This window comes from Bacteroides sp. AM32-11AC, assembly GCF_003603515.1.
Lineage (GTDB): Bacteria > Bacteroidota > Bacteroidia > Bacteroidales > Bacteroidaceae > Bacteroides > Bacteroides uniformis.
On the sequence record NZ_QTNH01000015.1, the window covers coordinates 14,638 to 27,065 of the forward strand.

At 50.3% G+C, this 12,428-nt stretch carries 9 protein-coding genes; all 9 read left to right on the plus strand.

Features of this window, described 5'->3' with window-relative positions; translation table 11 throughout:
* The first annotated feature begins 14 nt into the window (after nucleotides 1-14).
* The 9 genes from DW800_RS15575 (at nucleotide 15) to DW800_RS15615 (ending at nucleotide 12,423) form a co-directional block, all read left to right on the plus strand.
* On the plus strand, nucleotides 15-1,337 hold the full coding sequence (locus DW800_RS15575) for a hypothetical protein (protein ID WP_119958187.1): 1,323 nt from the start codon (nucleotides 15-17) through the stop codon (nucleotides 1,335-1,337).
* Nucleotides 1,338-1,354: 17 nt separating this feature from the next.
* Complete coding sequence (locus DW800_RS15580; protein WP_119958188.1) at nucleotides 1,355-2,302, plus strand: sirohydrochlorin cobaltochelatase; 948 nt, start codon at nucleotides 1,355-1,357, stop codon at nucleotides 2,300-2,302.
* Nucleotides 2,303-2,371: 69 nt separating this feature from the next.
* On the plus strand, nucleotides 2,372-3,886 hold the full coding sequence (locus tag DW800_RS15585) for a PepSY domain-containing protein (RefSeq protein ID WP_119958189.1): 1,515 nt from the start codon (nucleotides 2,372-2,374) through the stop codon (nucleotides 3,884-3,886).
* A gap of 15 nt (nucleotides 3,887-3,901) precedes the next feature.
* Complete coding sequence (locus DW800_RS15590; RefSeq protein ID WP_119958190.1) at nucleotides 3,902-7,816, plus strand: cobaltochelatase subunit CobN; 3,915 nt, start codon at nucleotides 3,902-3,904, stop codon at nucleotides 7,814-7,816.
* Nucleotides 7,817-7,828: 12 nt separating this feature from the next.
* Entirely contained in the window at nucleotides 7,829-8,386 is a 558-nt protein-coding gene (locus tag DW800_RS15595; RefSeq protein ID WP_022401018.1) for a hypothetical protein, read from the plus strand.
* 33 nt (nucleotides 8,387-8,419) lie between these two features.
* Nucleotides 8,420-9,025 (plus strand): MotA/TolQ/ExbB proton channel family protein, encoded by a 606-nt coding sequence (locus DW800_RS15600; RefSeq protein ID WP_022401019.1) that lies wholly within the window; start codon nucleotides 8,420-8,422, stop codon nucleotides 9,023-9,025.
* 21 nt (nucleotides 9,026-9,046) lie between these two features.
* Nucleotides 9,047-9,379: a DUF2149 domain-containing protein gene (locus DW800_RS15605; protein ID WP_022401020.1), complete on the plus strand. Its 333-nt coding sequence runs from the start codon at nucleotides 9,047-9,049 to the stop codon at nucleotides 9,377-9,379.
* A 115-nt stretch (nucleotides 9,380-9,494) separates the two neighbouring features.
* A complete protein-coding gene (locus tag DW800_RS15610; RefSeq protein WP_181978980.1) occupies nucleotides 9,495-11,564 on the plus strand; it encodes a TonB-dependent receptor plug domain-containing protein in 2,070 nt (689 codons plus the stop codon).
* Between the two features lie 34 nt (nucleotides 11,565-11,598).
* Entirely contained in the window at nucleotides 11,599-12,423 is an 825-nt protein-coding gene (locus DW800_RS15615; RefSeq protein ID WP_005836669.1) for a sirohydrochlorin cobaltochelatase, read from the plus strand.
* Nucleotides 12,424-12,428: the final 5 nt, after the last annotated feature.

Here is a 12,428-nt window from a genome sequence, read left to right on the forward strand (position 1 = left end):
ATAATTCATTCAAAATGAGAAAATTCAAATTTACACTGATTGCCTTTATGGCTGCCATGATGGCACTGTCATTCACAGCGTGTTCCGATGATGACCCGGAACCTAATCCTAATCCGGACCCGGAAGTCAATGAGGATAACTATCACTTCGACCTATTTGTAACCGTAGACAAGCACGGCGGGATGAGTAGCAAGAATACCACTATCGTCCATAGCGTCAACTCATTGGCCGCAGAGCAGGGTGTCATCACTGTGAAAAGAGAAGGTTCGGAACTGGGAGATTACTCCATGGAGACTATCTCTAAAGGAAAATATTACTACCAGATTCCCGCAACCAATGACCGTTTCGTGAAATATCAAATCAAGAACAATGCTGTTCAGGTAATTGCAGAACGTCCCTTCAAGACCAACAGCTATAAGGTGCGTGCCTACACACATGCCTGGATTGACGACAATACACTCATCATCATGTCTACCAATGGCGGGAAAGACCAAGTGATTTATACAAAGCTGAACGCAAAAGACCTGACAATCCTCGATGAAGGTACTCTGAACATACCTGATCCTACCAACTGGACCAAGCTGACAAGCTCCGGTATCCTTACCTACCGCAAATCGGACAATAGATTGTACTACTTCTATTATTGGAAAGAAAAAGCCGGTCTGACAGTTGCAAGCGAACAAGAGCCTAATTTCCACACAGCCATCATCAATCCGGTAACTATGGAAGTAGAAAAAGACATCAAATCTCCCGTTGAAGGTGAAATGGCAGGAAGTGCCTATGGAGAGCTGATGCAAAACTGCGTGATGTATGACGAAGCAGACAACCTCTACCTGGCTTGTTTCCATGAAGAGGCAAGTGGTATTGAAAAGGGGATGCTACTACGCATTAAGGTAGGCGCAACAGAATTTGACACTTCCTACAACGGTTATCAAAATGCAGACGGTAAGTTGATGACAGTTCAGTATTTAGGAAACAACAAAGCTTTGGTCTATGCTCGCAATGACAAAGCTCCTATCAGCGATAAAGCAGCTGCTGCAGGAATCAAAAAGCCTACAGCTATCGATGCATTCTCACACTACTATACCGTCATCGACCTTGCCACCGGAACCAAGACACGCTTAAGCTATGATGGCAAGGAAATCGGTTACAGCGGCGGTCGCTTCTCACAGCGTTCTGTCATCTTCAACAACAAAGCATACATTGGTGTAAACACTGAAGAAGATGCCAACGCCGTTATCTACATCTATGACATCAAGACCGGTAATGTAGAGAAAGGAGCCGAAGTGGACGGACGCTTCTACTTCGATATGATACGTGTCATAGAGAACGATTAAAACAAGCATCAGTATTTATGAAGAATTTGTTTGTCTTTTTATTCCTTTGTAATTTCCTCCTCCTCTGCCATGCGCACGGGGGAGGCAATTACGAGCACAACGATATGCTTGCAAGTATGAAACCCGGTGACAAGGCCGCCCTGCTCATGGTGCACTTCGGCACTACGCACGACGATACCCGCGCCCTCACCATTGATGCCATCAACGCCAAGGCACAAGCCGCCTTCCCGGAGTTGAAGTTCCAAGAAGCCTATACGTCGCGCATCATCATCCGCCGCTTGAAAGAGCGCGGCATCACGAAGCTGACTCCACTGGATGCCATGCTGAAACTGCGCAGCGAAGGTTACACACACCTCATCGTACAGAGTACCAACATCATTGACGGAGTAGAAATGGAATCCCTCCGCCGGGATGTGGAAAACGCACTACCCTTCTTCAAGGAAATACGTGTAGGTACTCCCCTGCTCTACTCTATCGAAGATGCAGAGAAAGTGGCAAGTATTCTGGGGAACCGCTACAACGCCCCGGCACAAAGCAAGAAAGCTACCAAAGAACACTTCGTCCTTGTGGGCCACGGCACCTATACCCCCAGTACCGCCATCTACAGTCAGATGGACTATATGCTGAAAGCAGACGGACTGACCAATTTCCATGTGGGCACCATCGAAGGTTATCCAACCTTTGACACCATGCTGGCACAACTGAAAGCCGGGAAAGCCAAACGTGTGACCCTCATACCCTTCATGTTTGTTGCCGGAGACCATGCCAAAAACGACATTGCCGGAGAGTGGAAGGAGATGCTCGAGAAAGAAGGCTTCACCGTCAGTGCACAACTGGAAGGACTGGGACAAATTCCGGAAATTCAAGAAATATTCATTGACCATATCCGTTTCGGACTGAAGCACCGCATGCTGGACATCATGACGAAGAAGGCGGCCTATGCTGCCGGAAAAGACACAGAATAATATACCCATTAGTGGGTATTTAGTGTTCTTGAATCATCTTGTACTTTTGCAGGAAAAACGCGAACGACAATGAATGTTATCACCAAACTGATGTACTCTATTCATAGGATACTGGGCACTTTGCTCTGTATCCTATTTCTCATGTGGTTCCTCTCCGCCTTCGTGATGATGTACCACCGCTTTCCCCGTGTCAGCGCCAAAGAGAAAATGCAAAAGCTGGATATGCTCTCCCAAACCGGAGACTCACTTCCGGACATCTCCTCCGTCACAGCCCGCCTGCCCCGTGGCGTAAAGGTCAGGTCTACGATACTGAACCTCAATGCCGGACACCCCGAGTTCAGCTTTAGTACCACAAAAGGCACGTTTCATTTCCTTGCCGATTCCACCATCTCACGACCCTCTCTGGACAGCGAGCACCTGCACCGGACAGCAGCTTTGTGGTGTTCTTCTCCCATTACCCGCATCGACACCCTCCACTCTCTGGACCAATGGATTCCCTTCGCTGAACTGAAAAAGGAAATGCCCATTTATAAAATATACTTTGCCGATGATGCCAGGACACAGCTCTATCTGAGTTCACAAAACGGTGAGGCCTTGCAGTTCTCCAACAGAAGCGAACGCTTCTGGGCATGGCTGGGTGCCATTCCCCACTGGGTATACTTCACCTGGCTGCGGCAGGACACCGTCCTTTGGACTAAGACCGTCATCTGGCTCACAGCTCTGGGTTGTCTCATGGTCATTGCCGGCATTTGGGTGACTGTAGATGTATGGCGTAAGACGCACCGAAGCCGCCATCCCAAGTTCTCCCCCTACCGAAAAAGATGGTATCACTGGCACTACGTCAGCGGAATATTTTTCGGCATCTTCGTACTGACCTTCACCTTCAGCGGCATGATGTCTCTGGCAGACATTCCCGAATGGATTCATAAACCGGCACTGAAGAAAGGCAGCGCCACACGCACGCTCCATGCCCGTGCCCCACAACCGGAGGATTACCCCTTGGACTACCGCCGTGTCATAGCTGCCTATCCCCAAGCTTTGCAGATAGAGTGGCGCAACTTCCGCGAACATCCCTACTACATCGTAAAAGATAGAAAAAACGAGTATTACATCGATGCCGCCGACAGCCTGCCGCGTCCGTTACAACTCTCCGAAGAAGAAATCCTGAAAGGCGTGGAAAGCATTCATACCTCCCAGCGTGATTCTTCACAACATATCCCCGGCATACGTATCTCCCGGCTCGAACATTTCGAGACCTACTATCGCGACATGAGCAATATGTATCGCGGACGACCCCAGCTTCCCGTCTGGAAGATAACGGTGGACGACCCGGACCGGAGCGTCTATTACATTCACCCGGAAACGGGAATCATCCGCCATGTAGACACCTCCTCCCGCTGGAAATACTGGAGCTATACAGCCCTGCACCGCATGCGTCTGCCCGGTCTGAACTCCAATGCCACCCTGCGCAAGACTGTGCTTTGGGTATTGCTGCTTGGAGGTACAGCCGTTTGCATCACGGGTGTGGCGTTAAGTGTGAATTATATAAGAAGAAAATGTTGTAAAAGACAAAAATGCTATTAACGAGAATAAACTTGTATGAATAAGAAAAGACTTGGAATATTCCTCGGCAGCATAGCCCTATTGATTGTCTGCAGCTTTGCGGCCTATCAGTACTGGCTTGCTCCTACACGTATACTTATTATCAACGCAACCCTGGCACAAGCTGCCGACATTGCCCTGAACAATGACTGCGCCCGGATAGAAGTCACCTGCATAAAAAAAGAAGAGGTGAAGGACCTTTCCGGCTATGATGCCATCGTGATGTACAGCAGAGGGCTATACCTTGACGACGGCCAGATTGCCGAAGTGGAACGGGTGGGTGCCAGCGGAGTACCAGTCTTTACGAATACGTTACGAAATTTCACCCTCTCCCTCAATCACAATGTTACCAATGAACAACAGCATACGCTACGGGAGTATCTCAAGAACGGCAACAAGCACAACTACCGGAATGCCTTACTCTACCTGCGCCACATCGCCACTCCCCACCGGTGGGGACACCAGGATTACGAGCCTCCCATCCCATTGCTGGAGAACATGTTCTACCACCGCGAATACGGCCGCTACTTCAGTACTCCGCAAGAGGTGACCGCCTATCTGAAAGAAAAAAATCTCTACCATGAGGACGGACGCAACCTTGCCCTGATTTCCGGACTCAACTTTCCGATGGAAGGAAACCGTGCCCACGTAGATTCCCTCATCACGTGCTTGACACAAGCAGGCTTCAATGTCTATCCTTTCACAGCCGGAGGTCAACTGCGTGCCGATATGATACGTACCCTCCATCCCGATGCAGTAGTCTACCTGCCTATGGGACGGCTGGGCAATGACTCACTCATCAACTGGCTGCACCAGGAAAACATTCCTTTATTCATGCCCTTCCCGCTGATTCAGCCCCACGAGGAATGGCTGGACCCGGATACCCCCGTCAGCGGTGGCACACTGACCGCCCGTGTAGTGGTGCCTGAGATAGATGGAGGCATGCTACCCCTCTGCATCGCTACCCAAAACGAAAACAAACAAGGATACTATCTGTACACCGCTGAAAATGAACGGATAGATGCCGTAGTGGACCATATTACCAAGTACATGTCCTTGAGAGACATGTCCAACAAAGAAAAGCGCGTTGCTATCTGTTACTTCAAGACTCCGGGAAAAGACGCCCTGCTGGCAAGCGGTATGGAAGTGATTCCTTCACTCTATAACTTCTTGAAACGCCTGCGTTCGGAAGGGTACGACGTCAGTGGACTGCCTGCTACTGTAGAGGAGTTCGGCAAGCGGATACATCGTGACGGTGCCGTCATGGGTTCGTATGCCAAAGGAGCACAAGAACAGTTTTTGAAAACGGCACACCCGATATGGCTTTCTACCGAGCAATACGAACAATGGGCACACGAAGTACTCCTTCCCGAGAAATATCAGGAAGTGACAGACAGATATGGAGATGCGCCCGGCAATCTGCTGGTAACAGAGGACAGTATTGCCATTGCCTGCCTGCAATTCGGCAATATCCTACTCTTCCCCCAGCCCCGCCCGGCATTGGGAGATGATGAGTTCAAACTGGTGCATGGAATGCCGGTAGCGCCGCCCCACAGCTACCTGGCTCCTTATCTGTATATGCAAAAAGGATTCAAGGCAGATGCAGTGATTCACTTCAGCACCCACGGCAACTTGGAATACACGCCCGGAAAGAATGTGGCACAGTCGCAGGCCGACTGGTCGGATGTACTGATTGGTAACCTCCCCCACTTCTATTTCTATACCACCGGAAACGTAGGCGAGGGTATCATTGCCAAACGCCGGACACATGCCGTACTGGTCACCCATCTCACTCCGCCCTACGTGGAGAGCGGTATGCGCCAACGCTATTCGGCCTTGCTCGAAGATATTCACAAAGTGCTGGACGAAGGTACCGAAAAACACCGAACCCTAGGAATAAGTATCAAAAAAGAAGCCATGCGTCTGGGACTGCATCGCGACCTCAACCTCGACTCCATCTCCAGTGACCCCTACACAACCAAGGAGTTGGAACGTCTGGATGCCTTCACCGAAGAGATAGCCAACGAAAAGATACTGGGTGCGTACTACACCATGAACGAGCCTTATTCTGACCGCGACCTGCTGACCACCACTCTCGCCGTCGCTGCCGACCCGCTGGCATACGAAACGGCCCGCAAGGACCGCGATAAAGGCAAAATCACCACAGAGCAGTTGCAAGACTTCACCTATATAGCCCACCACTACTTGCCTGCCGCCAGGAAAAGACTGACCGCCTTACTCCAGAATCCACCCAAGGATACTGCATCTGTAGCACCGGAGCTTCGCCCCGCCCTACTCTATCGCGAACAGTTGCTTGCCTCCCCCGTCAACGAACAGAATGCCATGGTGCGTGCACTCAGCGGAGGAACCGTATTCCCTGCGCCGGGAGGTGACCCCGTACTGAACCCGAACGTTCTGCCCACCGGACGCAACATGTACAGCATCAACGCCGAGAATACTCCCAACCCAAGGGCTTGGGAAGATGGAAAGCGATTGGCAGAAGCGACTTTAAAACAGTACATCAGCAAGCACGGCGAATATCCCCGGAAAGTAAGCTATACCTTCTGGGCAGGCGAATTCATCAATACGGAAGGAGCTACGCTGGCCCAGGTATTCTGGATGCTGGGAGTAGAACCCGTACGCGACGCCCAAGGCAGAGTGGTTGACCTGAAACTGGTGCCCAGTGAAGAACTGGGGCGTCCGCGCATCAATGTGCTGGTACAAGTGTCCGGACAGCTACGCGACATAGCCGGTTCCCGCTTGAAGTTACTGACCGATGCTATACGTCTGGCATCGGAAGCCGGAGATGAGACCTATCCCAACTATGTGGCATCGGGTACACTGTTGCAGGAAAAATTACTGGTGGAAAAGGGAACTTCCCCCAAACGTGCCCGTGAAATGTCTGTGATGCGTGTATTCGGACCGATCAACAGCGGATACAGTACCGGTATGATGGCCTATACCGAGCACAGCGGCTCGTGGGAAAGCGAAAAGGAGATAGCCGAAGGATACCTCAACAATATGGGTGCCTCTTATGGGGACGACGGAAATTGGGGAGACGTCCAGGAAGGTTTGTTTGCCTCGGCACTGTCCGAAACGGATGTTGTCATCCAGCCCCGTCAAAGTAACACATGGGGCCCCATCTCCCTGGATCATGTATACGAATTTACGGGTGGACTCTCGCTCACCGTCAAAACCGTGACCGGCAAGGAACCGGATGCTTATATGGCAGACTACCGCAACCGGACCAACCGCCGCATGCAGGATGCCAAAGAGGCCATTGCCGTAGAGACACGTTCCACCATCTTGAACCCTACCTTTATACAAGAGCGGATGAAAGGCGGGGAAGGTTCGGCGCAGATGTTCGGCGAAATCTTCCGCAACATCTTCGGCTGGCACGTCATGCGTCCGTCGGCCATGGACAAAGAACTGTTCAATGACTTGTATAGAATGTATATAAAGGATGAGAATAAGCTGGGCATTCACGAGTACTTCCTCCGCGTCAATCCCGCCGCATTCCAGGCTATGACAGCCGTCATGCTGGAAAGCGCCCGCAAAGGTTACTGGAAAGCATCTGATGAGCAACTGAAAACCACTGCTTCCCTGCATGCACAAATCACACGCGAAAAAGGTGCCGCTTGTACCGAATTCGTTTGCGACAATGACAAGCTACAGTCGTTCGTTGCCGACCAGTTGGATAATAGCGAGAAGCAGACCTATACCCAGAACATGAAGGAGGTACACGAAGCATCCGCAACCGATGGCAAGGATGTCGTACTGAAAGAACACAAACAGACTTCCGAACAAACGGTACGTAAGAACAGAGTGAATGGAGTGATTGCAGGCAGTCTTGTCGTCATCACCTTCATCGGACTGGTCGTATTGTTGAAGAGAAAGAAAAAGAATAAATAGAAACAGAGTATTATGGAATACGTCATTCATCTGTTAGCCCTATTCATCGCCCTCAATTTTCTATTGAAGGTGGGGTTCTATCCACGCTGGGGAATGTGGACGGTTGCCGCAGGCTGTGCCTTTTTTGCGTGGCTGGTGACTCCATGGATGACGGAACAGTCCAAGACCGTGGTGGCATCTTTTTTTGCCTCCCGTCCACAGATGTTAAACTTGTCGGTATGTGTCACCCTGGAAGCCGCCGTAATGATAACTTTCTGTTTCGACTGTTTCGCAGAAATGCGTACCCGCAACACGGCCTTCAAACAAGCGGTCACCCTCTTCCTGAAGTTATACCCCGGCATACTGATAGGCGGAGTAATATGCTATGTCCTGGCACTGCTGCTTTTCACTTTTCCCGGAATAGATTTCGGCAGTCTCTCATGGATAGCAGCCGGTGTTACTTTCTTTGCAGTTTGTGCTGGGAGCCTTCTGCTGCGGCATGCTATCGGTGATAAACCACTGCGCTTGGAAGTACTGTTCATTGTTAATATTTTCATTGTTATATTGAGCATCATTGCTACGGGCTATTGAAATAAATTAAAGAATTAAAAACTAAAAAGATATATGGAAACAATCTCAAACACACTGTTCTGGATTTCAAACGGGCTGCTGGTTCCCGTCGTAGTCCTGCTGCTGCTATTCTTTCTACGTGCCATTATCCTTGCGGGAGGTTTCTTCGGCGAGTTCTACCAGCGGATGAAATTACAGAAGCAATTCACTGAAACACTGGAGAACATCACCCCAGAGAATATAGACGGACTGCTGCAGCAACTCCCATCGGCAGGCAACTCCCCTCTCCTCCGCAACTTGTCCAAATTGTCCGCACACTGGGACGACGCTGCCTACTGCGAACACCTGCTTGCCAACTATGAAATGGAAGCCGAGAAGGAGTTGGGACGTTCGCGTACATTCATCAAACTGGGTCCCATGTTGGGACTGATGGGTACCCTCATCCCGATGGGTCCCGCACTGGTGGGGCTGGCACAAGGAGACATCTCCTCCATGGCCTACAATATGCAGGTGGCTTTTGCCACTACAGTGGTAGGGCTGGTCATTGCTGCTGTCGGCGTCATTACCCTGCAAGTGAAACAACGCTGGTATGCCCGCGAAATGAACGACTTGGAATATCTGTACAAAGTGATAAGCCGCCAAACGGCCGAAAAGGAATAACGGACTAACGATACGAAAACTATGAAGAGTAAGAGAAACAGATTACTGCACAGCGATTCGGACTCCGACCCCATGGGTACGGTAGCCAATCTTTTTGACGTAGCGATGGTCTTTGCCGTAGCCTTGATGGTGGCTCTCGTCTCCCGCTTCAATATGACGGAGATGTTTTCTAAAGAAGACTTCACCATGGTGAAGAATCCCGGAAAGGAAAATATGAAAATCATTACCAAAGAAGGGCAGGAAATCAAGAAATACACTCCCAGCGAAGACCAAAAGACCTCCGGTAAAAGAGGAAAGAAAGTGGGAGTTGCCTATCAGCTTGAAAATGGAGAGATTATCTATGTGCCGGAATAAGGGAATACAGTACCTATTAATAGCTATTTGGCCATCGCAGTATAACAACTATTAAGTATTTCACCCTCCGATAATGGTATGTACATTTGCAGCGTTATATAAAATAAAACAATATATGATAAAGAAAAGACTTCTCACAGTTCTCCTTATGGGAGGAATCATCGCCACCGGTGCCTATGCACAAGCAGAAAAAGGTGACAGCGACGATATGACCAAGAAAACTCACGAGTTGAACCCGGTCGTAGTAACGGGTACGGGTACACATCAGCGACTGAAGAACACTCCGTCTCCGGTATCGGTTATCACTGCCAACGAGATAAAGCGTGCCGGTATCACCGACTTCCAGCAGGCCTTGACCATGATGGTACCCTCGCTCTCTTTCCGTCCGAACGCGATGGGGTCCTATCTGATGATGAACGGACTCTCCAACAAACACGTGCTGATATTGGTAAACGGACGCAAGGTCACGGGAGACATCACCGGTAACATCGACCTCAACCAAATAGACATGACCCGCGTCAAGCGCATCGAGGTGCTGAACGGAGCAGCTTCTTCCCTTTATGGTTCGGATGCCATCGGCGGTGTAATCAATATCATTACCAACGAGCCTAAAGATGTGGTAGCCTTCAGCAGCAATAGCAGCTATACGAGAAAGAATCAATTCTCCCAAGGCTTGAATCTGGACATCGCCCAAGGAAAAATAGGGTCCTATACTTCCTATAAATACGACCACTCCGACGGTTGGCAAAACAGCCATCTGACAGAAGATGGAGAAGACATCATCGAAACGATTGCCCCGCTCTCCCTGGGCTACAGCTCGAATAACTTTTCGCAGAAGTTTACCTATGATGCTACGGACCAGCTTTCCTTCTATGCCAACGGCGGATACTATAACCGCGGACTCGAACGTCCGGTAGAACGCGAAGACATCACCGGCGGAAGCAAGTACAACACTGCCTACGAAGGTTACAACTGGGGGGCAGGCGCCAAATACAAACTGAGTAAACGCAACGTTATCCAGTTCGACTATTCAGGAAACAATTACGCATCACGCTACAAATACCTGATAGAAAACAGCGGATACCTGCCCGGACAGTATGCGCTTACCAAGCTTCAGAAATTCCATGATGCCGAGTTGAAAGGTATCTTCGGTTTTACAACCAACAGCACTACGGTGTTCGGTGCAGACTATCGCTGTGAAGTGCTTCGCCGTCCCGACTCCGATTTGGACAAAAGTGTCTATACGGCATCAGCCTACGGCCAGCATGAAGTGAAGCTATGGAACCATCTGACCGGTGTTGCGGGTGTACGCTACGACCATCACGAACAGACGGGTGGACGCTTCACCCCCAAAGTGGCAGCCATGTACAACATAGGCAACTTCAATGTACGTGCCACCTATGCTGCCGGATTCCGTGCTCCGGGCATCGACGAGCTCTACTACCACATGTTCAAGAAGACAATGGGTACACGGGCCACCATCTCATTGGGTGACGAGAACCTCGACCCCGAACGCAGCAACTATTACTCCATCAACATGGAATACCGCACCAGCCGTTTCAGTGCTTCCGTCACCGGCTACTTGAACTACGTAAAGAACATGGTAACTTCCAAATCCACCAAATTCGATGACCTACCAGAAGCAGAGCAGAACCGGTTGCGTGAAGAGTTCCCCGAAATCGGTGACCTTTCATCCACGAAAAACCTAAGTGTCAAGAACTACTTCAACTTCGAGAAAGCTACCGTCAAAGGCTTTGAAGTGAACTTGAACGGCAATCTGTTCCCGGGCTTCACCCTGGCCGGAAACTATACCTACGCCTATGGACGCGGTCTGAACGAAGGAGGCGAATGGCAAAACATCGAGCGCAGCATACGCCATACAGCCACCATCACCGGAAACTATACACACAGCTGGAGCGACTATACCTTGAACCTCAACTTGAACGGTCGTCTGCAAAGCAAAGTCTACTATCCGGGCGACGCGGACGGCAATGCTCCGGGCTACGGCATCTGGAACCTCAATACCCGCCATACCTTCGACGGCTTCCGCAACTTTGTCATCGAACCGGGCATCGGCATAGACAATATCTTCAACAAGAAGGACAACCGCCCGCTGAACAAGAACTTCGCCTTGTATTCTCCGGGACGTTCGGTAGTAATCAGCCTGGCACTCAGACTAAAATAATCTCTCCATAACGCATTTAGAAACAACAACAATTATGAAACATCTTTTCATCACTCTCTATTTACTCGGCATCAGCCTCTTCTCCTCCGCACAACAAGAGGAGAAGGCGGCTCTGCTCATCACCCATTATGGCAGTTCGGACCCTCAGACACGTGCCTTGACGCTCGACGTCGTGACCCGTGAGGCACAAGAAGCCTTTCCGCAGTTTACAGTGCGCGAAGCATACATCTCGCCGATTGTACGAAAAAGACTTGCCAAGGAGGGTGTGTACAAAGACAGCCCTACGGATGCACTGCTGAAACTTCGCGCCGAAGGCTACCGGACCATCTACGTCCAGAGCACCACCTTGATAGAAGGCAGTGAGATGACCTCCGTCCGCAGGGATGCAGACAAGCTCCGTCCCTTCTTCAAGGAGATAAAAGTGGGAAATCCCCTGCTCTACTCCGTCGAAGACTGCGAGAAGGTAATCGGTATACTGACCGCCGAACAGCCGGAAAAGAAAGAAGACATTGTCTATGTGGGGCACGGCAACCAGCTACCCAGCACGGCTACTTACGCCATGCTCGACTTCATGATGAAAGCCCATGGACTGAAGAACTTCCACGTCAGCACCATTGAAGGATATCCTACCCTGGACGCAACCCTGCTGCAACTGAAAGAGACACGCCCCAAGAGCGTGACATTGGTTCCGTTGCTGTTGGTATGCGGCAACCATACCAAGGAAGACATTGCCGGCGTGTGGAAGACGGAACTTGAAAAGCAAAGCTATCAAGTGAATGTACGCATGCAGGGACTGGGCGAAAACAAAGCCATCCGCCAGCTCTATATGGAACACATCAAAGCTATGCTAAAAGATTGATAACC

Bases quoted from the DNA above. Each gene is read 5' to 3' on its own strand.
- DW800_RS15575 (WP_119958187.1), top strand. From the start codon at position 15: ATGAGAAAATTCAAATTTACACTGATTGCCTTTATGGCTGCCATGATG.
- DW800_RS15580 (WP_119958188.1), top strand. From the start codon at position 1,355: ATGAAGAATTTGTTTGTCTTTTTATTCCTTTGTAATTTCCTCCTCCTC.
- DW800_RS15585 (WP_119958189.1), top strand. From the start codon at position 2,372: ATGAATGTTATCACCAAACTGATGTACTCTATTCATAGGATACTGGGC.
- DW800_RS15590 (WP_119958190.1), top strand. From the start codon at position 3,902: ATGAATAAGAAAAGACTTGGAATATTCCTCGGCAGCATAGCCCTATTG.
- DW800_RS15595 (WP_022401018.1), top strand. From the start codon at position 7,829: ATGGAATACGTCATTCATCTGTTAGCCCTATTCATCGCCCTCAATTTT.
- DW800_RS15600 (WP_022401019.1), top strand. From the start codon at position 8,420: ATGGAAACAATCTCAAACACACTGTTCTGGATTTCAAACGGGCTGCTG.
- DW800_RS15605 (WP_022401020.1), top strand. From the start codon at position 9,047: ATGAAGAGTAAGAGAAACAGATTACTGCACAGCGATTCGGACTCCGAC.
- DW800_RS15610 (WP_181978980.1), top strand. From the start codon at position 9,495: ATGATAAAGAAAAGACTTCTCACAGTTCTCCTTATGGGAGGAATCATC.
- DW800_RS15615 (WP_005836669.1), top strand. From the start codon at position 11,599: ATGAAACATCTTTTCATCACTCTCTATTTACTCGGCATCAGCCTCTTC.